At 73.0% G+C, this 24,055-nt stretch carries 19 protein-coding genes; 14 read left to right on the top strand and 5 right to left on the bottom strand.

Translation table 11 applies throughout. The features are described from left to right. The first annotated feature begins 131 nt into the window (after positions 1–131). From uvrA to FHD63_RS08010, 11 genes are all read left to right on the top strand, one after another. Positions 132–3,083: an excinuclease ABC subunit UvrA gene (gene uvrA / locus FHD63_RS08060; protein WP_139721587.1), complete on the top strand. Its 2,952-nt coding sequence runs from the start codon at positions 132–134 to the stop codon at positions 3,081–3,083. Continuing rightward, positions 3,080–3,595, top strand: a complete 516-nt coding sequence (locus tag FHD63_RS08055) for a QcrA and Rieske domain-containing protein (protein ID WP_139721586.1) — start codon at positions 3,080–3,082, stop codon at positions 3,593–3,595. The genes uvrA and FHD63_RS08055 overlap by 4 nt, the downstream gene beginning before the upstream one ends. Then, positions 3,588–5,501 carry an excinuclease ABC subunit UvrC gene (uvrC, locus tag FHD63_RS08050; protein WP_139721584.1) on the top strand — a complete coding sequence of 638 codons (1,914 nt, stop codon included), beginning with the start codon at positions 3,588–3,590 and terminating at the stop codon, positions 5,499–5,501. The genes FHD63_RS08055 and uvrC overlap by 8 nt, the downstream gene beginning before the upstream one ends. Before the next feature lie 52 nt (positions 5,502–5,553). Further along, on the top strand, positions 5,554–6,477 hold the full coding sequence (gene rapZ, locus FHD63_RS08045) for an RNase adapter RapZ (RefSeq protein ID WP_139721582.1): 924 nt from the start codon (positions 5,554–5,556) through the stop codon (positions 6,475–6,477). Beyond that, entirely contained in the window at positions 6,474–7,436 is a 963-nt protein-coding gene (locus tag FHD63_RS08040; protein ID WP_139721580.1) for a gluconeogenesis factor YvcK family protein, read from the top strand. The genes rapZ and FHD63_RS08040 overlap by 4 nt, the downstream gene beginning before the upstream one ends. Positions 7,437–7,528: 92 nt before the next feature. Further along, a complete protein-coding gene (gene whiA, locus FHD63_RS08035) occupies positions 7,529–8,509 on the top strand; it encodes a DNA-binding protein WhiA (protein ID WP_139721578.1) in 981 nt (326 codons plus the stop codon). 128 nt (positions 8,510–8,637) lie between these two features. Continuing rightward, positions 8,638–9,642: a type I glyceraldehyde-3-phosphate dehydrogenase gene (gap, locus tag FHD63_RS08030; RefSeq protein WP_139721576.1), complete on the top strand. Its 1,005-nt coding sequence runs from the start codon at positions 8,638–8,640 to the stop codon at positions 9,640–9,642. After that, positions 9,642–10,865, top strand: coding sequence for a phosphoglycerate kinase (locus FHD63_RS08025; protein ID WP_139721574.1), 1,224 nt, complete (start codon positions 9,642–9,644; stop codon positions 10,863–10,865). The genes gap and FHD63_RS08025 overlap by 1 nt, the downstream gene beginning before the upstream one ends. Next, a complete protein-coding gene (gene tpiA / locus FHD63_RS08020) occupies positions 10,865–11,677 on the top strand; it encodes a triose-phosphate isomerase (RefSeq protein ID WP_139721572.1) in 813 nt (270 codons plus the stop codon). The genes FHD63_RS08025 and tpiA overlap by 1 nt, the downstream gene beginning before the upstream one ends. Before the next feature lie 114 nt (positions 11,678–11,791). Further along, complete coding sequence (gene secG, locus FHD63_RS08015) at positions 11,792–12,034, top strand: preprotein translocase subunit SecG (protein ID WP_130013874.1); 243 nt, start codon at positions 11,792–11,794, stop codon at positions 12,032–12,034. 120 nt (positions 12,035–12,154) lie between these two features. Next, positions 12,155–12,517 (top strand): RNA polymerase-binding protein RbpA, encoded by a 363-nt coding sequence (locus FHD63_RS08010; RefSeq protein WP_139721570.1) that lies wholly within the window; start codon positions 12,155–12,157, stop codon positions 12,515–12,517. 43 nt (positions 12,518–12,560) lie between these two features. Here FHD63_RS08010 and FHD63_RS08005 read toward each other — a convergent pair whose 3' ends face one another. Genes FHD63_RS08005 through tkt form a run of 5 tightly spaced genes read right to left on the bottom strand, consistent with a single transcriptional unit; the run spans position 12,561 to position 20,254 of the window. Beyond that, entirely contained in the window at positions 12,561–13,691 is a 1,131-nt protein-coding gene (locus FHD63_RS08005; RefSeq protein ID WP_139721568.1) for a glucose-6-phosphate dehydrogenase assembly protein OpcA, read from the bottom strand. After that, a complete protein-coding gene (gene zwf / locus FHD63_RS08000) occupies positions 13,688–15,241 on the bottom strand; it encodes a glucose-6-phosphate dehydrogenase (protein ID WP_139721567.1) in 1,554 nt (517 codons plus the stop codon). The genes FHD63_RS08005 and zwf overlap by 4 nt, the downstream gene beginning before the upstream one ends. Next, positions 15,238–16,869 carry a glucose-6-phosphate isomerase gene (locus FHD63_RS07995; RefSeq protein WP_139721565.1) on the bottom strand — a complete coding sequence of 544 codons (1,632 nt, stop codon included), beginning with the start codon at positions 16,867–16,869 and terminating at the stop codon, positions 15,238–15,240. Before FHD63_RS07995 ends, zwf begins: the two co-directional genes overlap by 4 nt. Beyond that, positions 16,866–18,011 carry a transaldolase gene (gene tal, locus FHD63_RS07990; protein WP_139721563.1) on the bottom strand — a complete coding sequence of 382 codons (1,146 nt, stop codon included), beginning with the start codon at positions 18,009–18,011 and terminating at the stop codon, positions 16,866–16,868. The genes FHD63_RS07995 and tal overlap by 4 nt, the downstream gene beginning before the upstream one ends. A gap of 41 nt (positions 18,012–18,052) precedes the next feature. Then, the gene (tkt, locus tag FHD63_RS07985) at positions 18,053–20,254 is read right to left on the bottom strand and encodes a transketolase (RefSeq protein WP_139721561.1); all 2,202 of its coding nucleotides are present in this window, start codon (positions 20,252–20,254) and stop codon (positions 18,053–18,055) included. A gap of 220 nt (positions 20,255–20,474) precedes the next feature. On the opposite strand from tkt, the gene FHD63_RS07980 reads away from it, so the two are divergent. The 3 genes from FHD63_RS07980 to FHD63_RS16955 are packed head-to-tail and all read left to right on the top strand — an operon-like array spanning position 20,475 to position 23,997. Further along, positions 20,475–21,449, top strand: coding sequence for a heme o synthase (locus tag FHD63_RS07980; protein ID WP_275100567.1), 975 nt, complete (start codon positions 20,475–20,477; stop codon positions 21,447–21,449). Beyond that, positions 21,446–22,489 carry a COX15/CtaA family protein gene (locus FHD63_RS07975; RefSeq protein ID WP_139721558.1) on the top strand — a complete coding sequence of 348 codons (1,044 nt, stop codon included), beginning with the start codon at positions 21,446–21,448 and terminating at the stop codon, positions 22,487–22,489. Before FHD63_RS07980 ends, FHD63_RS07975 begins: the two co-directional genes overlap by 4 nt. Further along, positions 22,486–23,997, top strand: coding sequence for an ATP-binding cassette domain-containing protein (locus FHD63_RS16955; protein ID WP_338056393.1), 1,512 nt, complete (start codon positions 22,486–22,488; stop codon positions 23,995–23,997). Before FHD63_RS07975 ends, FHD63_RS16955 begins: the two co-directional genes overlap by 4 nt. The last annotated feature ends 58 nt before the right edge of the window (positions 23,998–24,055 follow it).

Below are 24,055 nucleotides of genomic sequence, written 5' to 3'. Positions count from 1 at the left end.
ACCCGGCGACGATTTCATGCAGGGTTCAGCATACCTATGCACTGGCCCTGGCGGAAAAGCCGTCGGGCGAGAGGTGTGTCGGGGTCGGGACCTACAGTGGTGGGGTGCCATCCTCCTCTCCCGCTCCCGCCGTGTCACGTGCCCGTCACGACCGCCTCGTCGTCCAGGGCGCGCGCGAGCACAACCTGCGTGACGTCTCGGTCGACATCCCGCGCGACTCCCTCGTCGTGTTCACCGGGCTGTCGGGCTCGGGCAAGTCCTCGCTCGCCTTCGACACCATCTTCGCCGAGGGCCAGCGCCGCTACGTCGAGTCGCTGTCGGCCTACGCCCGGATGTTCCTCGGCCAGATGGACAAGCCCGACGTGGACTTCATCGAGGGCCTCTCACCGGCGGTCTCCATCGACCAGAAGTCGACCAACCGCAACCCGCGGTCGACGGTCGGCACCATCACCGAGGTCTACGACTACCTGAGGCTGCTGTTCGCCCGGGTGGGTCGGCCGCACTGCCCGGTGTGCGGGGAGCCGGTCGAGCGGCAGACCCCCCAGCAGGTGGTGGACCGCCTGCTCCAGCTGCCGACGGGGGTCCGCTACCAGCTTCTGGCCCCGGTGGTCCGGGGGCGCAAGGGCGAGTTCGTCGACCTCTTCGCCGAGCTGCAGTCCAAGGGCTTCGCCCGCGCCCGGGTCGACGGGCAGCTCGTGACCCTCACCGACCCGCCGACCCTGGAGAAGCAGAAGAAGCACAGCATCGACGTGGTGGTCGACCGTCTGGTCAGCAAGGCGGGTGACGGGGCGGAGTCCGGAGCCCCCGACCGGGCCTACGCGCGCCGGCTCACCGACTCGGTGGAGACGGCCCTGTCGCTGGCCGGCGGCATCATGGTCGCGGAGTTCGTCGACGTCCCCGCGGACGGCGCCGACGCCGGGGACCGCCCCGCGCCGCTGGACCAGGACGGCGAGGCCCTCCCCCGGGAGAGGCGGTTCTCCGAGCGCATGGCCTGCCCCAACGACCACCCGCTGTCGATCGACGAGGTCGAGCCGCGCTCCTTCTCCTTCAACAGCCCCTTCGGCGCCTGCCCGGACTGCACCGGGATCGGGGTCGAGCTCGAGGTGGACCCCGAGCTGGTCGTGCGGGAGGACCTCAGCATCCTCGGCGGGGCGCTGGTGCCGTGGTCGACGGCCTCCGGGCTGAGCGACTACTTCCTGCGCGTCCTCGGGGGGCTCTCCGACGACCTGGGCTTCCGCATGGACGTCCCCTGGAAGGAGCTGCCGGGGCGGGCGCGCGACGCCATCCTCGAGGGCTACAAGCACAAGGTGCACGTGCGCTACCGCAACCGCTTCGGCCGGGAGCGCAGCTACTCCACCGGGTTCGAGGGGGTGCTGCCCTACGTCAAGCGCAAGCACGCCGAGACCGAGTCGGAGAGCAGCAGGGAGCGCTACGAGGGCTACATGCGGGAGGTCCCCTGCCCCACCTGCCGAGGTGCGCGCCTCAAGCCGGAGATCCTCGCCATCCTCGTCGGGGGGCGCAGCATCGCCGAGGTCTGCGCCTTGCCGCTGGACCAGTGCGCCGACTTCCTCTCCACGGTGGACTACACCGCCCGCGAGGCAGCCATCGCGGGTCAGGTCAGCCGGGAGATCGACGCCCGGCTCGGGTTCCTGCTCGACGTGGGTCTGGACTACCTCTCCCTCGACCGCCCGGCCGGGACGCTCTCGGGGGGCGAGGCCCAGCGGATCCGGCTGGCCACCCAGATCGGCTCCGGCCTGGTCGGGGTCCTCTACGTCCTGGACGAGCCGAGCATCGGGCTGCACCAGCGCGACAACCACCGCCTCATCGAGACGCTGACCCGCCTGCGCGACCTCGGCAACACCCTCATCGTCGTGGAGCACGACGAGGACACCATCGCCACGGCGGACTGGGTGGTCGACATCGGTCCGGGCGCGGGTGAGCACGGCGGGCACGTCGTGCACAGCGGGTCCGTGGACGGGCTGCTGAAGCACCCCACCTCCCTGACCGGCCAGTACCTCTCCGGCCGCAAGGCCATCGAGACGCCCACGGACCGTCGCCCGCAGGACGGGCGGCGGGTGGTGGTGCGGGGCGCCCGGGAGCACAACCTGCAGCAGGTCGACGTGGGCTTCCCGCTGGGCAACCTGGTCGCGGTGACCGGGGTCAGCGGGTCGGGCAAGTCCACCCTGGTCAACGACATCCTCTACCGGGTGCTCGCCAACCAGCTCAACGGAGCCCGCCACGTGCCCGGCCGGCACCGCAAGGTGGAGGGTCTGGACCAGCTCGACAAGGTCGTCCACGTCGACCAGAGCCCGATCGGACGGACCCCCCGCAGCAACCCGGCCACCTACACCGGGCTGTTCGACCACATCCGCAAGCTCTTCGCGACGACCACCGAGGCCAAGGTCCGCGGCTACCAGCCCGGACGCTTCTCCTTCAACGTCAAGGGGGGCCGGTGCGAGGCGTGCTCCGGCGACGGCACGCTGAAGATCGAGATGAACTTCCTGCCCGACGTCTACGTGCCCTGCGAGGTCTGCCAGGGCAAGCGCTACAACCGGGAGACGCTGGAGGTGCACTTCAAGGGGCGCACCATCTCCGACGTGCTGGAGATGCCCATCGAGGAGGCCGCGGAGTTCTTCTCGGCGGTCCCCGTGCTGGCCCGCCACCTCACGACGCTGGTCCAGGTGGGCCTGGGCTACGTGCGCCTGGGGCAGCCGGCCACCACGCTGTCCGGGGGAGAGGCGCAACGGGTCAAGCTCGCCGCCGAGCTGCAGAAGCGCTCGACGGGACGCACCATCTACGTTCTCGACGAGCCGACGACCGGCCTGCACTTCGAGGACATCCGCCGGCTGCTCGGGGTCCTCCAGGGCCTGGTCGACAAGGGCAACACCGTCCTCGTCATCGAGCACAACCTCGACGTCATCAAGTCCGCCGACTGGGTCGTCGACCTCGGGCCCGAGGGTGGCCGGGGCGGCGGCAAGGTGGTGGCCGAGGGCACTCCCGAGCAGGTCGCGCGGGTGGCCCTGAGCCATACTGGTCGCTTCCTCGCACCCGTCCTCGGTCTGGATCGGAGGTCCAGCGCATGACCCCGACGCCCCTCGAGCCTCACCCGGTGGGGAGCTGCTCGCCCGCCTGCGCGCCCGCCCTGGCCCGTCGTCGCCTGCTGGCGGCCGGCGGTGGGGTGGTGGTCACCGGCTCGCTGGCCGCCTGCGCGGGCGGTCAGGAGGACGCGGCGGGTCAGGAGGACGCGGCGGGCCCGTCGGGCCCCGCCGACGCGGACCCGGCAGCCTCGGATCCGGCCGACGGGGGGACGAGGGTGCCGCTGGCGGACGTGCCGGTCGGAGGCAGCGTCTTCCTCGAGGACGCCGACATCGTCGTCGGGCAGCCCACCGAGGGTGAGGTGGTGGCCTACGACGCCACCTGCCCGCACCAGGGCTGCATGGTGTCCACCACGGGCGAGGACGGGACCCTCGTGTGCCCGTGCCACGGCAGCGCCTTCGCCCTGGCCGACGGAGCCGTCGTCCAGGGGCCGGCGACGGAAGGGCTGGCCACCCTGACGGCCGCGGTGGACGGCGCCGACGTCGTCATCAGTGGCTGACCCGCGCAGCTACCGGCCCCGGCCCGGCGAGATCCCCACGGACCCCGGGGTCTACCGCTTCCGCGACCAGCACGGCCGGGTCATCTACGTCGGCAAGGCGCGCTCGCTCCGGCCCCGGCTCTCCTCCTACTTCCAGGACCTCAGGGCGCTGCACCCGAGGACGGCGCAGATGGTCACCACCGGCGCGAGCGTGGAGTGGACCGTCGTCCGCAACGAGGTCGAGGCCCTGCAGCTGGAGTACTCCTGGATCAAGGAGTTCGACCCCCGGTTCAACGTCAAGTACCGCGACGACAAGTCCTACCCCTACCTCGCCGTCACCATGGGCGAGGAGATCCCCCGCGCCCAGGTGATGCGCGGGAAGAAGCGTCCCGGCACCCGCTACTTCGGCCCCTACACCCATGCCTGGGCCATCCGGGAGACGATGGACACGCTGCTGCGCGTCTTCCCGGTCCGCACCTGCTCCGCAGGGGTCTTCCGCCGGGCGGAGCAGGTGGGCCGTCCGTGCCTCCTGGGCTACATCGACAAGTGCTCCGCCCCCTGCGTCGGCCGGGTCGACCCGGAGGAGCACCGTGCCATCGCCGAGGACTTCTGCGCCTTCATGGCCGGCGACAGCGCGCGCTTCGTGCGCGACCTGGAGCAGCGCATGCGTCGGGCCTCGGCCGACCTGGACTTCGAGACCGCGGCCCGGTTGCGGGACGACCTCGGAGCCCTGCGCAAGGCCCTCGAACGCTCCGCGGTCGTGCTGTCGGACGCGACCGACGCCGACGTCTACGCCCTCGCCGAGGACGAGCTCGAGGTGGCCGTGCAGGTCTTCCACGTCCGCGGCGGCCGGATCCGCGGGCAGCGGGGCTGGGTGAGCGAGAAGGGCGCCGAGTCCACCCCCGAGGTGGTCGAGCACCTGCTCCAGCAGGTCTACGGCGCCGAGCGCGGCGAGGACGTGCCGCGGGAGGTCCTCGTCCCCATCCTCCCGTCCGGGCACGAGGAGGTGCAGGAGTGGCTCACCGGGCTGCGCGGCGCCCGGGTGGGCGTCCGGGTGCCTCAACGCGGTGACAAGCGCACCCTCATGCAGACGGTGACGCGCAACGCCGAGCAGGCCCTGGCGCGGCACAAGGTGGCCCGGTCCGGGGACCTCACCCTGCGCTCGCAGGCGTTGCAGGAGCTGCAGGAGGTCCTGGAGCTGGACGACGCACCGCTGCGGATCGAGTCCTTCGACATCAGCCACGTCCAGGGCAGCGACGTGGTCGGGTCCATGGTCGTCTTCGAGGACGGGCTGGCGCGCAAGGGGGAGTACCGCCGGTTCATCGTCCGCTCGGGCACCGGCGACGACACCGCTGCGATGCACGAGGTGCTCACCCGGCGCTTCCGGCACCTCGCCGACGCGCCCACCCCCGGCGCGGACGAGGACGGCCGGCCGGCCAGGTTCGCCTACCCCCCCAACCTCGTCGTCGTGGACGGAGGGCGCCCTCAGGTCCGCGCCGCGCAGAGCGCCCTCGCCGAGGTGGGCGTCGCCGACGTCGCCGTCATCGGGCTCGCCAAGCGGCTCGAGGAGGTGTGGAACGCCGACCAGGACTACCCGGTCGTGCTTCCCCGCACCAGCGAGGCCCTCTACCTCCTGCAGCGCGTGCGCGACGAGGCCCACCGGTTCGCCAACACCTTCCACCGGCAGCGTCGATCCCGCAGCATGACCACGAGCGCCCTGGACGGCATCCCGGGTCTGGGGCCCGCGCGCCAGCAGGCCCTGCTCCGTCACCTCGGCTCGGTGAAGGCGGTGCGGACCGCCACCGTGGAGCAGCTCCAGGAGGTCCCCGGCGTCGGACCGGCCCTGGCCGCCGTGGTGCACGAGCGGCTGTCCGGCGAGCGCCCAGCGCCTGCGGTTAACCTGAGCACGGGAGAGGTGCTCGAGTGACCCGGCGCCGTGCCGGACAGCTCTCCCGGCCCGACCGACGGGAGGAGAGACCATGACCTCACGCCGATCCGACCTGGGCGAGCAGCCGCCGACCCCTCCCGAGGCGACCGGCCGCACCGACGTCGTCGTCCTCACCGGCATGTCCGGTGCCGGCCGCACGACGGCGGGCGACGTCCTGGAGGACCGCGGCTGGTACGTCGTGGACAACCTCCCGCCCTCGATGATGGTCCACCTCATGGACACCACGGCCGACGACCCGCAGCGCCAGCGGGTCGCGGTGGTCGTCGACGTGCGCAGCCGGGACTTCACCAGCGAGCTCTCGGCGGCGCTGGAGACCCTGGGCGAGCGCGGGTGGCGCCCCCGGGTCGTGTTCGTCGACTCCTCGGACGAGACCCTGGTGCGCCGCTTCGAGGCCGTCCGCCGGCCGCATCCCCTGCAGGGGGAGGGGCTGCTGCTGGACGGCATCCGCAGGGAGCGGCGGATGCTCGGCGACCTGCGCTCGGACGCCGACCTCGTCCTGGACACCTCGAGCTACAACGTCCACGAGCTCTCGGCCAAGATCGACGCGCTGCTCAACGTCGAGGCCGACGTCCGGCTCCGGCTGGCGGTCATGGCCTTCGGCTTCAAGTACGGCATCCCTCTGGATGCCGACGTGGTCCTCGACCTGCGCTTCCTCCCCAACCCCTACTGGGTCCCCGAGCTGCGCCCGCACACCGGCAAGGACGAGGCCGTGCGCGACTTCGTCCTCGGCAGCGACCTGGCCCAGAGCTTCATCGACCACGCGGCCCAGATGCTCCGGACAGCGATGCAGGGCTACCTCGCCGAGGGGCGTCGCTACGTCACCGTGGCCGTCGGCTGCACCGGCGGCAAGCACCGGTCGGTCGCGACGGCGGAGGAGCTCACCCGTCGGCTGTCCGACCTGGAGGAGTCCGGCGTGCAGCTGTCGACCTTCCACCGGGACCTGGGGCGCGAGTGAGCGGCCCGCGCGTCGTGGCCCTGGGGGGCGGTCACGGCCTGGCCGCCTCGCTGCGTGCCCTGCGCCACCTCACCGAGGCCATCACCGCCGTGGTGACGGTCGCCGACGACGGCGGGTCGAGCGGACGGCTGCGGCAGGAGTTCGACATCCTGCCCCCGGGGGACCTGCGGATGGCGCTGGCGGCCCTGTGCGAGGACACGACCTGGGGGCACCAGTGGTCGGCGGTCCTGCAGCACCGGTTCGGGGGCGCCGGCGAGCTCTCCGGGCACGCGCTCGGCAACCTGCTCATCATGGCCCTCTGGGAGCTGCGGCCGCAGGAGCAGGTCCGGGGGCTCGACCTCGTCGGGCGTCTGCTCAACACGCGTGGACGGGTCCTGCCGATGGCGTTGGAGCCGTTGGACATCGAGGCGGTGATCGAGGCCGAGACGCCGGCGGGCAGGGTGGACCGGAGCACGGTCCGCGGGCAGTCGACGGTGGCTCGCCAGCCTGGGGTGGTGCGGTCGGTGCGCCTCATCCCGGAGGCTCCGCAGGCCTGCCCGGAGGCCCTCGAGTCGATCAAGCTCGCCGACCTGGTGGTCCTCGGACCCGGGTCGTGGTTCACCTCCGTCATGCCGCACCTGCTCGTCCCCGAGCTGCGCCAGGCGCTGTGCGACACCCCGGCGCGACGGATCCTCACCCTCAACGTCAGCCTCAGCGACGACGAGGCGAACGGCTACAGCCTGGCCGAGCACGTCGGAGCCATCGCCGCCCACGCGCCCGAGCTCACCTTCGACCACGTCATCGCCGACCCCCAGGTGGTGCGCTCGTCCGCGGAGCGGGTGGCCCTGGACTCGGCGGTCGAGCGGGTCGGCGGCCGCCTGGTGCTGACGGCCGTGGGCAGCCCGGGCCGTCCCGGGGTCCACGACACCCTGCGGCTGGCCGCGGCCTACCGCGACGTGATCTCGGAGCAGGGGCTGTGAGCGCCGCACCGCCCCCAGCAGATAACCTTCCGGGGTTGTCCGGGGACACCGCCCCGGCGCCCGCGACCGGCCGAGCGAGGAGGATGAGTGCTGTGGCGATGACCGCGAAGGTCAAGGACGAGCTCAGCCGGCTGCCCGTCACCAAGACCTGCTGCCGCAAGGCGGAGGTCTCGACCATGCTGCGTTTCGCCGGGGGGCTGCACATCGTCGGGGGACGCATCGTCATCGAGGCCGAGCTGGACACCGCGCAGAGCGCCCGGCGGCTGCGGACCTTCATGGCGGAGGTCTACGGCTCCAGCAGCGAGCTCGTCGTCATGAGCCCCGGGGGGTTGCGCAAGCAGACGAGGTATGTCGTGCGCGCCACGTCCGACGGTGAGGCGCTGGCCCGCCAGACGGGGCTCATCGACCACCGGGGGCGGCCCGTCCGCGGGCTGCCCCCCCGGGTCGTCGGAGCGGCCGCGTGCGACGCGGAGGCCGCCTGGCGCGGCGCCTTCATCGCCCACGGGTCCATCACCGAACCCGGTCGGTCGTCCGCCCTGGAGGTCACCTGCCCCGGACCCGAGGCGGCGCTCGCGCTCGTCGGGGCGGCGCGGCGGCTGCGGGTCCAGGCCAAGGCGCGCGAGGTGCGCGGTGTCGACCGGGTCGTCATCCGGGACGGCGACGCCATCGGGGCCATGCTCACCCGGCTGGGCGCCCACGACGCGGTCCTCGCCTGGGAGGAGCGCCGCATGCGGCGCGAGGTGCGGGCGACGGCCAACCGGCTCGCCAACTTCGACGACGCCAACCTGCGCCGCTCGGCCCGGGCGGCCGTCGCCGCCGGGGCCCGGGTGGAGCGGGCCATGGAGATCCTGGGGGACGACGTCCCCGACCACCTCCGGGTGGCCGGTGAGCTGCGCCTGGAGCACAAGCAGGCCAGCCTGGAGGAGCTGGGCCAGCTGGCCGACCCGCCGATGACCAAGGACGCGGTCGCCGGGCGCATACGACGGCTGCTCGCGCTCGCCGACAAGCGGGCCGAGGAGCTCGGCGTCGACGGGACCGAGGCCAACATCACGCCGGACATGCTGGAGGACTGACGTCGGGTCCGGCCGATGTGGTGCGCCGCGGTCGCGGCCGATAGGTTGGGGGCTGGACGACGGCGTCTGACCGACGAGCGGCACGCAACCATCTGCCGCCGACCAACCAACGAAGAAGGGTGTCCTCCATGACCGTCCGCGTAGGGATCAACGGCTTCGGTCGCATCGGCCGCAACTTCATGCGGGCCGTGCTGGCCTCGGGGGCCGACATCGAGATCGTCGCTGTCAACGACCTCACCGACAACGCGACCTTGGCCCACCTGCTCAAGTACGACTCCATCCTGGGCCGGCTGGGCGCAGAGGTGACGAGCACCGAGGACGAGATCAGGATCGACGGCAAGGCCGTCAAGGCGTTCGCCGAGAAGGACCCCGCGGCCCTGCCCTGGGGCGAGCTGGACGTGGACGTGGTCGTCGAGTCCACGGGCATCTTCACCGACGCGACCAAGGCGAAGGCGCACCTCGACGGCGGGGCGAAGAAGGTCATCATCTCCGCGCCGGCCAAGAACGAGGACATCACGGTCGTCATGGGCGTCAACGAGAAGGACTACGACCCGGCCGCCCACACGATCATCTCGAACGCGTCCTGCACGACGAACTGCCTGGCCCCGATGGCCAAGGTCCTCAACGACGAGTTCGGCATCGTCAAGGGTCTGATGACCACCATCCACGCCTACACCGCCGACCAGAACCTCCAGGACGGCCCGCACAGCGACCTGCGCCGCGCCCGCGCCGCAGCGCTCAACATCGTGCCGACCAAGACCGGCGCCGCCCAGGCCGTCGCCCTCGTGCTCCCCGAGCTCAAGGGCAAGTTCGACGGCTACGCGCTGCGCGTCCCGACCCCGACCGGCTCGGCCACGGACCTCACCTTCCAGGCCTCCCGGGAGGTCACCGTGGAGGAGGTCAACGCCGCCGTGAAGAAGGCCGCCGAGGGCGAGCTCAGGGGCATCCTCACCTACACCGAGGACCCGATCGTGTCCAAGGACATCGAGACCGACCCGGCGTCCTGCATCTTCGACTCCGGTCTCACCAAGGTCATCGGTGACCAGGTCAAGGTGGTCGGCTGGTACGACAACGAGTGGGGCTACTCCAACCGCCTCGTCGACCTCGTCGCGCTGGTGGGCAGCTCGCTCTGATGCGGACCATCGAGCAGCTGAGCGAGGAGCTCGGAGGCCTGGCCGGGAGGACGGTCCTGGTCCGCAGCGACCTCAACGTCCCCCTGGACGGGTCGACCATCACCGACGACGGACGGGTGCGGGCCTCGGTGCCGACCATCAGCACCCTGCGCGAGCAGGGTGCCCGGGTCGTGGTGTGCGCCCATCTCGGCCGGCCGAAGGGCTCACCCGACCCGCAGTACTCCCTCGCCCCGGTGGCGACGCGGCTCCAGGAGCTGCTGGAGGGTGACGGCGAGGGTCGGGTGACGTTCGTCGAGGAGACGGTGGGCGAGCGTGCCGCGGCTGCGGTGGCCGAGCTCGAGGACGGCGACGTCCTCGTCCTCGAGAACCTGCGCTTCCACCCGGGCGAGACCGCGAAGAGCGACGAGGACCGGGCCGACTTCGCCCGGCAGCTCGCCGACCTGGCGGACGCCTTCGTCTCGGACGGCTTCGGGGTCGTGCACCGGGCCCAGGCGTCCGTCTACGACGTGGCTCGGCTGCTCCCGCACGCCGCCGGTGGGCTGGTCCGGTCCGAGGTCGAGGTCATGCGCGCCCTGCGGGAGGACCCGCAGCGTCCCTACGCCGTCGTCCTCGGCGGTGCCAAGGTGAGCGACAAGCTGGGTGTCATCGAGTCCCTCATCTCGGTCGCCGACCGGCTGCTCATCGGCGGGGGCATGGTCTTCACCTTCCTCAAGGCGCAGGGCCACGAGGTGGGCACCAGCCTGCTGGAGCAGGACCAGGTGGAGACGGTGAAGGGCTACCTCGACACCGCGGCGGAGCGGGGCGTGGAGATCGTCCTGCCCACCGACGTCGTGGTGGCCGACGACTTCTCGGCCGAGGCCGCGCACGAGGTCGTGCCGGCGGACTCCATGCCCGCCGGCCGGATGGGCCTCGACATCGGCCCCGAGGCGCAGCGCCACTTCGTGGAGCGGCTGGCCGACGCGCGCACCATCTTCTGGAACGGTCCCATGGGGGCCTTCGAGATGGAGCCGTTCGCCGCCGGCACCCGGGCCGTGGCCGCGGCGCTCGTGGAGCGCACCCGCGCCGGGGCCATGACGGTCGTCGGCGGGGGCGACTCCGCCGCCGCCGTCCGCGAGTTCGGCTACGCCGAGGACGACTTCGGCCACATCTCGACCGGGGGTGGGGCCAGCCTGGAGTACCTCGAGGGCAAGGACCTTCCCGGACTGTCGGTGCTGGAGGACTGATGAGCGACACACGACCCACCACGCGCACGCCCCTGATGGCGGGCAACTGGAAGATGAACCTCGACCACCTGCAGGCGACGCACCTCGTCCAGAAGCTGGACTGGACCCTGCGGGACGCACGGCACGACCCGGCGGACGTCGAGGTCGTGGTGCTCCCGCCGTTCACCGACCTGCGCTCGGTGCAGACCCTCGTCCAGGGGGACCAGCTCTTCCTCCGGTACGGCGGGCAGGACCTCAGCCCGCACGACGAGGGCGCCTTCACCGGAGACATCTCCGGCGCCTTCCTCGCCAAGCTCGGCTGCACCTACGTGGCCGTCGGGCACAGCGAGCGACGGGAGGGTCACCAGGAGTCGGACGAGCTGGTCGCCGCCAAGGTGCGGGCCGCCCTGCGGCACGACCTGGTGCCGATCCTGTGCGTCGGGGAGCCCTTGGAGGTCCGGCGGTCCGGTGACCACGTCGACCACGTGGTCGCGCAGCTGCGGGCGGCCCTGGACGGTCTGGACGCCGAGCAGGTCTCCCGCGTCGTCGTCGCCTACGAGCCCGTCTGGGCGATCGGCACCGGGGAGGTGGCCACCCCCGACGACGCCCAGGAGGTGTGTGCGGCGATCCGGGCCGCCGTCGCCGAGCTGGCCGACGACGCCACGGCAGGTGCCCTGCGGGTGCTCTACGGCGGATCGGTCAAGCCGGGCAACGTCGCCGAGCTCATGCAGCGTCCGGACGTCGACGGCGCGCTGGTGGGCGGTGCCTCGCTCTCCGTGGACGACTTCGCCTCCATCTGTCGCTACCGGGCCCACGCGGGCTCGGCCGGCTGACCGCGCGGCGGTTCGTCCCGCCGACCCCCCGTCGGTTAGGCTGTCTGGTGCTCTGGCGGTTCGACCGCCGGGGCACCAGTCCGCCGCCCCTCTCGACGACAAGGTTGTGCCCACGTGGAGTACGTCCGCTGGTTCCTGGACGCCCTGCTGGTGATCACCAGCTGCTTCCTGGTGCTGCTCATCCTCATGCACAAGGGCCGGGGCGGGGGCATGTCGGACATGTTCGGCGGAGGCATGAGCAGCAGCCTCGGGGGGAGCTCGGTCGCCGAGCGCAACCTCAACCGGATCACCGTGGCCATGGCGCTCGTCTGGGTCTCGGTCATCGTGGGCCTCGGCGTCCTGGTCCGCTTCAGCTGACCGGAGGGGTCCGGGGGCCGGGCTGAGGTGACGCGTCGACCTGCGTCGGCCGCCTCCTCCTCGGACAGCTGCCGAGGGCGTAGGGTGGCCCTGACGTAGCGTCCGGCGAAACGAGGCACCATGGTCAACACGAATGCCATCCGCGGCTCACGGGTCGGCTCGGGTCCGATGGGGGAGAGCGAGCGGGGGGACACCGCACCCCGGATCCGCATCAGCTACTGGTGCGCGCACGGTCACGAGACGCGCCCGAGCTTCGCGGACGACGGCGAGGTCGACATCCCGGACACCTGGGACTGCCCACGGTGCGGGCTGCCGGCCGGGCGGGACCGGGGCACCCCTCCGGAGGCGCCACGGACCGAGCCCTACAAGACGCACCTGGCCTACGTGAAGGAGCGCCGCAGCGACTCCGACGGCGCGGCGCTGCTGGACGAGGCCCTGACCAGGATGCGCGAACGCGGCGTCGGCAGCGGCACCCCGGGCTAGGACCGGCGCGCGCCCGCCGCGGGCGGCGCCGGCGCGACGGTGCTCACCCGTCCTGGGTCGCGGCGTCCTCGGTCTGCGCCAGGCCCTCCTGCACGGCCTCCTCGACCGCGCCGGCGCCGGGGGAGTCCTGCGGCTCGTCCACCCGCTCCAGGGAGCGGCTGCCGACGGCCGACCGCCCGGCCCCGTCGACCTCGGCCGGACCGGCGGCGATGGCCCCGGCTCGCGCAGCAGCCGAGCGGGTGCCCCCGCGACGGACGACGGGCAGACCGGTGCACAGGGCCCGGGAGTAGACCTCGTCGGGGTCCAGCCGCCTCAGCTCGGCGGTCAACGCCTCGAAGGTCGAGGGCGAGTGCAACGCCACCAGGCGCGGCTGGCTGGCCGGCACCGTCAAGGTGGCGGTGTCTGCCCCGTCGTCGCTGCGCACCAGGTCGATCGGGCCGGAGGAACGGTCGAGCCGCACGCTCTGCAGCCCGGAGCCCGCCGGTGTGCGGACCACCTCGACCGGGCAGCGCAGCGAGGCCGCCAGCCAGCCGGCGAGCAGGTCGCAGCTCGGGTGGTCCGCCTCACCGGCCACCGTCACGGAGCGCACCGGCTCGAACGGCTCGCTCTCCAGCGCGGCCGCCAGCAGGGCGCGCCAGCGGGTCACCCGGGTCCAGGCGAGATCGGTGTCTCCCGGCTGGTAGTGCTTGGCGCGTCGGCGCAGCTGGGTGGCGGACCCGACGTCCGGGGAGCTCGCCGCGTCGGTGATGCGCCGGTGCGCCATCCGACCGAGCGCGGATCCGGCCACGTCCGCCTCGACCCGGCCCGGCCACCAGGCGACCACGGGGGAGTCGGGCAGGAGCAACGGCGTCACCACCGAGCTGCCGTGGCGGGTGAGCTCACCGTAGAGACGCAGCACGACGATCTCCGAGGCACCGGCGTCGCCGCCGACCCGGATCTGGGCGTCCAGGCGCCCGCGTCCCCGCGCGTTGGCGGAGACGACCACGAGGATCCGTGCCGGGTGCTGGCGCGTCGCCCGCGTGGCGACGTCGACCGCCTCGTCGGCCTCCTGCTCGTCCACGACGACGAGCAGGGTGAGCACCCGCCCCATGGCCATCGCCCCGACGTCGTTGCGGAGGCGGACGAGGTTCTTGGCGACGTCCGCCGCGCTGCAGCTGGGAAGGTCCACGATCATGGCAGCCTCCACTCCCGTCCGTCACGTCGCATGAGGTCGTCGGCGACGGCCGGTCCCCAGGTCCCTGCGGCGTAGTCCTGCGGCGGGGCGCCCTGCCGCTGCCAGTGCTCGATGACCGGGTCGAGGATCCGCCAGGACTGCTCGACCTCGGCGTGCCGGGGGAAGAGCGGCGGCTCACCCAGCAGCACGTCGAGGATGAGGCGCTCGTAGGCCTCCGGGCTGGACTCGGTGAAGGAGGAGCCGTAGCCGAAGTCCATCGACACGTCGCGCACCTCCATCTGGCTGCCGGGCACCTTCGAGCCGAAGCGCATGGTCATCCCCTCGTCCGGCTGCACCCGGATGACGATGGCGTTCGCCCCGAGCTCCTCCGTCGCGGTCGAGCTGAAGGGCAGGTGCGGGGCTCGGCGGAAGACCACCGCGATCTCGGTGACCCGCTTGCCCAGGCGCTTGCCGGTGCGCAGGTAGAAGGGCACTCCCGCCCACCGGCGCGTCCGCACGTCGACCTTGAGGGCGGCATAGGTCTCGGTGTGGTGACCCTCGTCGACACCGTCCTCGTCGAGGTAGCCGCGCACCTTCTCGGTGCCCTGCCAGCCCTCGGCGTACCGTCCGCGGGCGGTCGCCGCGTCGAGGTCCTCCGGGAGGCGCACCGCCGCGAGCACCTTCTCCTTCTCGGCGCGCACCGCGTCGGCCGTGAACGCCACCGGTTCCTCCATCGCGGTCAGGGCCAGCAGCTGCAGGAGGTGGTTCTGGATGACGTCGCGGGCGGCGCCCACCTCGTCGTAGTAGCCGGCGCGCCCGCCGATGCCGATGTCCTCGGCCATGGTGATCTGCACGTGGTCCACGTAGTTGGCGTTCCAGACCGGCTCGAAGAGCTGGTTGGCGAAGCGCAGCGCCAGGATGTTCTGGACCGTCTCCTTGCCGAGGTAGTGGTCGATCCGGAAGACCGAGTCGGGAGGGAAGACCCCCTCGACGATCTCGTTGAGCTCCTGGGCGCTCTCCAGGTCGTGGCCGAACGGCTTCTCGATGACCACGCGGCGCCAGGTGCCAGGGCTGGGGTCCGACAGCCCGGACTCCTGGAGGCGGGTGCACACCGCCGCGAACCAGGACGGGGGGATGGAGAGGTAGAACGCGTGGTTGCCCCCGGTCCCGCGCTCCTCGTCGAGGGCGCGCACCGTGCGGGCGAGCAGCTCGAAGGCGTCGGGGTCGTCGAAGGCGCCCGGGACGAACCGGAACCCCTCGGCGAGGGAGCGCCACACCTCCTCGCGGAACTCGGTGCGGGCGTGGCGGCGGACCGAGTCGTGCACGACCTTGGCGAAGTCCTGGTCCGCCCAGTCCCGGCGGGCGAAACCCACCAGGGAGAAGCCCGGCGGCAGCAGGCCACGGTTGGCCAGGTCGTAGATGGCGGGCATGAGCTTCTTGCGCGCGAGGTCACCCGTCACCCCGAACATCACCATGCTGCACGGGCCGGCGATGCGCGGGAGACGCTTGTCGTCGGGATCCCTCAGCGGGTTGACGTCGGGGGTGACCGGGGCGGGTCCGGTGTCGCTCACCGCGCGAGCGCGGCGCGCAGCTGGGCCAGCCCCCGCGCCTGGTCGGTGAGGTGCAGCCGCAGGACGGGACGACCGTGCTCGACCAGCACGCCCGCGTCACCCGCGGCCTGGGCCGCGATGAACTCCCCGAAGGTGAAGTCCTTGCCCGGCACCGGCAGGTCCTCACCGGGCGCACCGGTCACCTGCAGGTAGACGCCCTGGGCGGGACCGCCCTTGTGGTACTGCCCGGTCGAGTGCAGGAAGCGGGGTCCCCAGCCGAAGGTGACGGGCCGACCGGTCCGCCGGACGAGGCCCCCCTGCACCTGGGCGAGGTCGGCGTGCTCCACCCGGTCCAGGTAGACCATGAGGGAGAGGTAGCCGCTGCGGGGGTCCAGCTGGTCCAGCAGCGCGTCGACCGCGCCCTCGAGGGTGCTGACACCCTCCGGCATCCACCCGTCGCCGCCGGCACGGATCTCCACCGCGTCGTCGACGAGGTCGGGGTCGCCCGCGCCGTCCGCGCCGTCCTCCATGATCTCCCGCGCCGCCTGCTTGGCGCTCTCGACGTCGGGCTGGTCGAAGGGGTTGATGCCCAGGAGGCGGCCGGCCACCGCGGTGGCGACCTCCCACAGCAGCAGCTGGGCACCCAGCGACCCGGAGACCCCGACCACGGAGCCGGCGCCGTCGACGGCGGGGGGCTCCTCCTGGTCCTGCGGGGACAGGACGACGACCGTGCAGTCGTCGGTGCTGTCCAGGCCGTCGGTGGGGGATCCACCCGCCGGGGTCACGACGGGGAGCACGCCGGTGCCCTGCTTGCCGGTCGACTCGGCGATGAGCTGCTCGGCCCAGTCCGCGAGCCCGGCGATGCCCGAGCCCGCATCGGTGAAGAGCAGCTTGTCCCGCAGCGGCCGGGTCCCGGCCAGCGCGGCTCCGAGCCGCAGGCCGGGGTTGGCCTCGTCGTCCTCGGCCAGCAGGTCGGCCACCTCCTCCGCCTCGTCGAGCAGGGCGCCGATGTCGGCGCCGGCCAGCCCGGAGGGCACGAGGCCGAAGGCGGTGAGGGCCGAGTAGCGGCCACCGACCTCCGGGTCGGCGTTCACCACGCGGTAGCCGTCGGCCCGCGCCTGCTCGTCGAGCGGGCTGCCCGGGTCGGTGACGATGACGATCCGCTCGGTCGGGTCGATGCCGGCCTCGGTGAAGGCGTGCACGAAGGCACGCCGCTGGCTGTCCGTCTCCAGGGTGGACCCGGACTTGGAGGAGACCACCACGGCGCTGGCGGCGAGGTCCTCCTCGAGGGCCGACCGGACCATGTGGGGGTCCGAGCTGTCCAGGACCACCAGCTCGACGCCGGCGGTGCCCGTGATGACTTCGGGCGCGAGGGACGAGCCGCCCATGCCGCACAGCACGACGCGCCGGACACCGCGCTCGCGCAGCTGCTCGCGCAGTGCCTCGACCTCCCCCACGAGCGGACGCGAGCTGCGGTGCAGCCCGACCCAGGAGAGCCTGATGGCCGCCTCGGACTCGGCCTCGGGTCCCCAGAGCGTGGCGTCGCGCGCGAAGAGCCGTGAGGCCACGGCCTCCTCGACGAGACCGGGCAGGTGGCGCTCGACCGCCTCCGCGGCGGCGCCCAGGGCCTGGACCGCGAGGGCGCTCACCGGGAGCCCTCCTGCCCGCTCCCACCCTGGCCGGCCTTGTCCAGCTCGTCCTGCACGGTGCCGAGCAGCTCGGACCAGGACTTCTCGAACTTGTCCACGCCCTCGACCTCGAGCTGCTCGACGACGTCGGTGTAGGACACGCCCACCCGCTCCAGGTCGTCGAGCACCTGCTGCGCCTCGGCGTAGGCGCCGGTCACCGTGTCGCCCTGGAGCTCGGCGTGGTCGACGGTGGCCTCGAGGGTCTTGGCCGGCATGGTGTTGACGGTGTGCGGAGCCACGAGCCCGGTGACGTACATCGTGTCCTCGTAGTCCGGGTTCTTCACCCCGGTGGAGGCCCACAGCGGCCGCTGCAGGTGGGCGCCGTCGTCGGCGAGATTCTGCCAGCGCGGGGTGCCGAAGACCTCCTCGAAGGCCTGGTAGGCCAGCCGGGCGTTCGCCAGACCGGCGCGGCCGCGCAGCGCGAGCGCCTCGTCGGTGCCGATCTCCTCCAGGCGGGAGTCGATCTCGCCGTCCACGCGCGAGACGAAGAAGCTCGCCACGGAGTGGATGGAGGACAGGTCACGTCCCTGCTCGCGGGCCTGCTCGAGACCGGTGAGGTAGGCGTTCATGACCCCGCGGTAGCGGTCGAGGGAGAAGATGAGGGTCACGTTGACGCTGATGCCGCTGGCCAGCGTCTGGGTGATCGCCGGCAGGCCCTCGACGGTGGCCGGGATCTTGATGAACAGGTTGGGGCGGTCCACGGTGGACCACAGCTGCTGCGCGATCTGCACGGTCCGCTCGGTGTCCTTGGCGGCGCCCGGGTCCACCTCGATGGACACGCGGCCGTCGACACCGCCGGTGCTCTCGTAGACCGGCAGCATGACGTCGCAGGCGTTGCGGACGTCGTCGGTGGTCAGCGCGAAGACCGTGCTGTCCACGTCGGCGCCGTCGGCCGACAGGTCGCGGACCTGGTCGGAGTAGGCCTCCCCCTCGGCCAGCGCGGCCGCGAAGATGGTGGGGTTGGTGGTGATCCCGAGGACACCGCGGTCGACGTAGGACTGCAGCTCCCCGGAGGAGATCATCGGACGGTTCAGGTCGTCCAGCCAGACGGAGACCCCGGCGTCGGCCAGGTCGTGGAGGGTGGTGCGGGCGTGGTCGGTCATGACACTCCTCAGATGGTGGTAGGCAGGGTGGTCGCTGCGGGTCAGGCGCCGACGGTCTCGGAGCCGCCGTCGTCGGGCACCTCGGCACCACCGGGGACGGGCGCGCCGTCGGCGTCCTGGATCGAGTCGCGGGCCGCAGCGGCGACCGCCTCGGCGGTGATGCCGAACTCGCGGTAGAGGGTCTGGTAGTCGGCGGAGGCACCGTAGTGCTCGAGGCTGATGAGCCGACCGGCGTCACCGACGACCTCGCGCCACCCCTGACCGACCGCCGCCTCGACGCTGACGCGGGCCCGCACGGTGGGCGGCAGCACCTCCTCGCGGTAGGCGCGGTCCTGGGTGCTGAACCACTCGCGGCAGGGCATCGAGACGACCCGGGCGTGGATGCCCTCGGCCTCGAGCTGCTCGCGCGCCTCGACGGCGAGCTGCACCTCGGACCCGGTCCCGACGAGGATGACGTCGGGGGTCCCGCCCTCGGCCTCGAGCAGCACGTAGGCACCACGGGCGGTGCCCGCGGCGGGGCCCATCCGGTCCCGGTCGAAGACCGGCAGGTTCTGCCGGCTCAGGACCAGGGCCGCCGGGTGGTCGGTGATCCCCAGCACGGTGCGCCAGGCCACGGCGGTCTCGTTGGCGTCCGCCGGGCGGATGACGTCCAGGCCCGGGATGGCGCGCAGCGCCGCCAGGTGCTCGACCGGCTGGTGGGTCGGGCCGTCCTCACCCAGGCCGATGCTGTCGTGCGTCCAGACGTAGACGGGGTTGGCCTGCTGGATGGCGGCCAGGCGCAGCGACGGGCGCATGTAGTCGGAGAAGGTGAGGAAGGTGCCGCCGTAGGGCCGGGTCAGGCCCTCGAGGCAGATGCCGTTGAGGATCATCCCCATGGCGTTCTCGCGGATGCCGAAGTGCAGCGTGCGGCCGTACTCGTCACCCGGGAACATCTCGGTGGACTTGCCGCTCGGCACGAACGAGGGGACGTTCGACATGGTCGTGTTGTTGGACCCGGCCAGGTCGGCGGAGCCGCCCCACAGCTCGGGCATCACGTCGGCGAGAGCGTTGAGGACCTCGCCGGACGCCTTCCTCGTGGCCATCCCCTTCTCGTCAGCGGGGAAGGTCGGGATGGCTGCGTCCAGGCCCTCGGGCAGCTCGTGGCTCCGGAGCCGGTCGAGCAGCTGCGCCCGCTCCGGGTTGGCCTCGCGCCAGGCCTGGAAGCGCGTCTCCCAGGCCGCGTGCGCCTCGGCGCCCCGCTCACCCACCCGGCGCGCGTGGCTCAGGACCTCGTCCTCGACGGCGAAGGTGCGGCGGGCGTCGAAACCAAGCAGCTGCTTGGTCGCCGAGACCTCCTCGGCGCCGAGGGCGGAGCCGTGCGCGGCACCGGTGTCCCGGGCCTCGGGGGCCGGCCAGGCGATGATGGTGCGCAGCAGGACCAGCGTCGGGCGGTCGGTCCGGGCGCGGGCCGCCTGGAGCGCGGCGTACAGCTCGTCGATGTTCTCGGTGTAGGGGGCCTGGTCGCGCCAGTCCACGACCTCGGTCGCCCACCCGTACGCCTCGTAGCGACGCGCGACGTCCTCGCTGAACGAGATGTCGGTGTCGTCCTCGATGGAGATGAAGTTCTGGTCGTAGATGACGGTGAGGTTGGACAGCTCCTGGTGGCCGGCCAGCGAGCTCGCCTCGGACGTGACGCCCTCCATGATGTCGCCGTCGGACGCGATGACCCAGATCTGGTGGTCGAAGGGGGACTCCCCGGGAGCGGCGTCCGGGTCGAGCATGCCCCGCTGCCGACGCTGCGCCATGGCCAGCCCCACGGCCGAGGCGAGCCCCGACCCCAGCGGGCCGGTGGTCATCTCGACGCCGGTGGTGTGGTGGACCTCGGGGTGCCCGGGGGTCGCCGACCCCCAGGTGCGCAGCTGCTGCAGGTCCTCCAGCTCCAGGCCGTAGCCGGAGAGGTAGAGCTGGACGTACTGGGTCAGGCAGGAGTGCCCGGCCGACAGCACGAACCGGTCCCGGCCCAGCCAGTGCGGGTCGGAGGGGTCGTGGACCATGACGTTCTGGTAGAGGAGGTAGGCCAGCGGCGCCAGGCTCATGGCGGTGCCGGGGTGGCCGCTGCCGCACTTCTCCACGGCGTCGGCGGCGAGCAGGCGAGCGGTGTCCACCGCGCGCACGTCCGCATCGGTCCAGCCGACCTGCGCGTGGACGGGGCGGGCCAGGGAGCTGTCCCGACCGGCGGTGAGGTTCTCGGTGGAGGTGGTCACTGGTTCATCTCCTGATGGTGCGTGGGCACGTGTCGTCAGGGCGGCGCGAGGACGCCCCGGTACACCCCGACCTTAGTCCCTGTGCTGCCGCACGCGAGCCGGGTGGCCCACCGCCGATCCCGGGCGCCGGGCACTCGGGCGGGCGGCTACGATGGAGGACGCGCCGGCAGCCCCCACCGGTCCGGCGCCCGACCTGCACCGCGACCCCACGAAGGATGCCGTGACCACGCTCGACCCCCGTCCTGGCCGTCCCGGACGGCCGCGGCCCGGGAGCACGGCCGAGGAGCAGGGAGGACGGGGCTGGCGGCAGGTGGTCGCGGACTACGTCGCCCTGACCAAGCCGCGGATCATCGAGCTCCTGCTCGTCACGACCTTCCCCGTCATGTTCCTCGCCGAGCGCGGCGTCCCGCCGGTGTGGCTCATCGTGGCGACCCTCGTCGGAGGCACCCTCGCCGCCGCCTCGGCCAACGTCCTCAACTGCTTCCTCGACCGTGACATCGACGCGCAGATGCACCGGACCTCGACGCGACCTCTCGTCACCGGGGCCGTCTCTCCCCGGGCGGCCCTGGTCTTCGGAGGGGTGCTCGGGGTGGCCTCGGTCGTGTGGCTGGGCCTCGTGGTCAACCTCCTGTCGGCGGCGCTCGCCCTGGGGGCGATCCTGCTCTACGTCGTCTTCTACACGATCGTGCTCAAGCGGCGGACGAGCCAGAACATCGTCTGGGGCGGCGTCGCCGGGTGCATGCCGGTGCTCATCGGGTGGTCCGCGGTCACCGGCAGCCTGTCCTGGGCGGCGCTGGTGCTCTTCCTCGTGGTCTTCTTCTGGACCCCGCCGCACTACTGGCCGCTGTCCATGCGCTTCAAGGAGGACTACGCCGCCGCCGGGGTGCCGATGCTGCCGGTGGTGGCCGAGGACATCGCCGTCGGCCGGCAGGTGGTCGTCTACGCGTGGGTCACCGTCCTCACCTCTCTCGTCCTGGTCCCGGTGGCCCCCATGGGGTGGATCTACACCGTCGTCGCGGTGGTCGCCGGCGGCGTCTTCGTCGTCGAGTCGCACCGGCTGCTCTCCCGCGCCCGCGCCGGGGTGACCGGGCCCCCGCTGGGCGCGATGCGGCTGTTCCACTTCTCCATCAGCTACCTCACCCTCCTGTTCCTCGCGGTCGCGGTCGACCCGCTGCTGCACCTCCCGCTGTCATGACGGCGTCCCTCGACCGCGACCCGGCGCCGGCCCCGGCTGCGCCGTCCCTGGTGGGGCGGTTGCTGCCGCGCAGTCCCGGCCGGTGGCTCCGCGTCATGGCGCTCGCCTCGCTGCTGGCCAACTCCCTGCTGGTCCTCACCGGAGGTCTGGTGCGCCTCACCGGCAGCGGGCTGGGCTGCCCCACGTGGCCCCGCTGCACGGACGCGTCGTGGACCAACACGCCGGAGATGGGGGTGCACGGCGTCATCGAGTTCGGCAACCGCGTCCTGACCTTCCTCCTGGCCGCCATCGCGATCCTCACCTTCCTGGCCGTCTGGCGGCTCCGGCGCGAGCACCGCGACCTGTTCGTCCTCGCCCTGCTCATGGGGCTGGGCATCCCGCTGCAGGCGGTCCTCGGTGGCGTCACCGTCCTCACCGGGCTCAACCCCTGGGTCGTCGGGGTCCACTTCCTGGTCTCGGGGGTGCTCATCGCGCTGGGGTCCCTGCTGGTCGTGCGGAGCCGTCGGGCGAGCCTGCCCCGGGCGGCCCGGGCGCAGCGTCCCGGCCAGGTCCGCACCGGGCGCCGGGCCATCCGCGCGCTCGCCGCCGTCATCGCGGTGAGCGCCGCCCTCGCCGTCTACCTCGGCACCCTCGTCACCGGCACCGGCCCGCACTCCGGGGACTCCGGCGAGGTGGCGCGGCACACCTTCGACGCCTACCTCGTGACGAGGGCCCACGTCGTCCCGGTCTACGTCCTCGTGCTGACCACCGGTGCCGCCCTGGTGAGCGCCTCCACCCTGGGGTGGCCGCGGGTCGTGCGCCGGATGCTGCTCGTGCTCTCGGCCGTCCTGCTGGCCCAGGGTGCCGTCGGCTACTACCAGTTCTTCACCGGGCTGCCGGTGGCCGCGGTGGCCCTGCACCTGGTCGGCGCGGCGACCCTCATCGCGGTGACGGCGATGACCGTCCACACGATGTATGCCGTCAGCGCCCCCGCCCCCGCCCGCGTCGAGGACGCCGGGCAGGACGTGGCGGCGGCGCGCGAGCGCGAGCGGCAGCGGTGAGCGAGGGCGAGGCCCGCCCGGACGCCGTCCAGCTGCGCGACCTGACCCGCAGCTTCGGGGCGACCACCGCGCTGCGGGGGCTGACGCTGTCGGCCCGCCACGGTGAGGTCACCTGCGTCCTGGGCCCCAACGGGGCCGGCAAGACGACCGCCGTCGAGATCGCCGTCGGCCTGCAGCCGCCGGACTCGGGGGAGGCGCGGGTGCTCGGGCAGCGCCCCTACGGCGCGGGGGCCGCCCACCGGGACCGCGTGGGCGTCATGCTGCAGGACGGCGGGCTGCCGCAGGCGGTCACGCCGCGCGCGCTCCTGCCGCACCTGGCCCGGCTGTACTCCCGGCCGGTCGACGTCGGGGAGCTGGCCGGACGTCTCGGCATCCCGGCGTTCGAGCGCACCACGGTCCGCCGGCTCTCCGGGGGCCAGCGGCAGCGGGTCGCCCTCGCCGCCGCGCTGGTGGGGGCGCCGGAGGTCGTCTTCCTCGACGAGCCCACCGCCGGCCTGGACCCACGCGCGCCGCGAGGTGCACGTGCTGCTGCGCGAGGTGGCCGCGCACGGGACCGCCACGGTGGTGACGACGCACTCGTTCGAGGAGGCCGAGCGGCTGGCCGACCGGGTCGCGGTCGTCGTCGACGGCCGGGTGGCGGCCGCGGGCAGCGTCGACGAGGTCTGCTCCGGTGCCGGGGCCGCGGGCCTCGAGGAGGCCTACTTCGCGCTGACCGACGGGGTGTCCCGGTGACGGCCGCCGGCGCGGCCGCCCCGCGGCACGAGGCACCCCCCGCCCGTCGGGTCCTGGCGCAGGCGAGGTTCGAGGCGCTCGGGCTGCTGCGCCACGGCGAGCAGCTGCTGGTCTCGGTCGTGCTCCCCGTGCTCGCCCTCGTCGCGCTCAGCCTCGTGAGCGCCCCCCAGCTGGCGGTCGGACGGTGGTCCGACGCCGCCCGCATCGACGTCCTCGCCCCCGGGGTCCTCGCCCTCACCGTGCTGTCCACCGCCTTCACCGGCCAGGCCATCCTGCTGGGGTTCGAGCGCCGCTGGGGCGTCCTGCGGCTGCTGGGCACGACCCCGCTCGGCCGCGGTGGCCTGCTCCTCGCGAAGACGACGGCCGTCCTCCTGGTGCTGGCCGTGCAGCTCCTGCTCATCGGTGTGGTCGCGGGCGCCCTCGGCTGGCGCCCGGACGTGGCCGGTCTGCTGCCGGCGGTGGTCGCCGTCGTCCTGGGCGCGCTGGCCCTGGTGTCGCTCGCCGCCTGCCTGGGCGGGGCGCTGCGGGCCGAGGCGGTCCTCGCGCTGGCCAACCTGGTGTGGGTGCTGCTGGCCGGGTTCGGCGGGACCGTCCTCCCGGCGGCCGTCCTCCCGGGCGGGGCCGTGCTCTCCCTGCTCCCGACCGCGGCCCTCGGGGACGCCCTGCGCGACGCCTTCGTGCTGGGCGCCTGGAACCTCCGCGCGCTCGTGGTCCTGCTGCTCTGGGGTCTGCTCGCGGGGTGGTCCGCGCGCCGGCTCCTGCGCTGGTCGGACTGACCGGGGACGCCGCCGAGGGTGAGGGTGCCCTACCTTGGCACCCGGCGCGCGAATACGT

The organism is Serinicoccus chungangensis (genome assembly GCF_006337125.1).
Taxonomy (GTDB): Bacteria; Actinomycetota; Actinomycetes; order Actinomycetales; family Dermatophilaceae; genus Ornithinicoccus; species Ornithinicoccus chungangensis.
Note: the sequence above shows the minus strand (reverse complement) of the source record. Positions and strands in the feature narration are given on the sequence as shown.

What these genes read in the sequence shown, in the direction of transcription:
- tal (WP_139721563.1), bottom strand. Translation starts at nt 18,011, where the DNA reads ATGACCGACCACGCCCGCACCACCCTCCACGACCTGGCCGACGCCGGG.
- FHD63_RS08005 (WP_139721568.1), bottom strand. Translation starts at nt 13,691, where the DNA reads ATGATCGTGGACCTTCCCAGCTGCAGCGCGGCGGACGTCGCCAAGAAC.
- gap (WP_139721576.1), top strand. Translation starts at nt 8,638, where the DNA reads ATGACCGTCCGCGTAGGGATCAACGGCTTCGGTCGCATCGGCCGCAAC.
- rapZ (WP_139721582.1), top strand. Translation starts at nt 5,554, where the DNA reads ATGACCTCACGCCGATCCGACCTGGGCGAGCAGCCGCCGACCCCTCCC.
- FHD63_RS08055 (WP_139721586.1), top strand. Translation starts at nt 3,080, where the DNA reads ATGACCCCGACGCCCCTCGAGCCTCACCCGGTGGGGAGCTGCTCGCCC.
- FHD63_RS08025 (WP_139721574.1), top strand. Translation starts at nt 9,642, where the DNA reads ATGCGGACCATCGAGCAGCTGAGCGAGGAGCTCGGAGGCCTGGCCGGG.
- FHD63_RS07975 (WP_139721558.1), top strand. Translation starts at nt 21,446, where the DNA reads ATGACGGCGTCCCTCGACCGCGACCCGGCGCCGGCCCCGGCTGCGCCG.
- tpiA (WP_139721572.1), top strand. Translation starts at nt 10,865, where the DNA reads ATGAGCGACACACGACCCACCACGCGCACGCCCCTGATGGCGGGCAAC.
- FHD63_RS08010 (WP_139721570.1), top strand. Translation starts at nt 12,155, where the DNA reads ATGGTCAACACGAATGCCATCCGCGGCTCACGGGTCGGCTCGGGTCCG.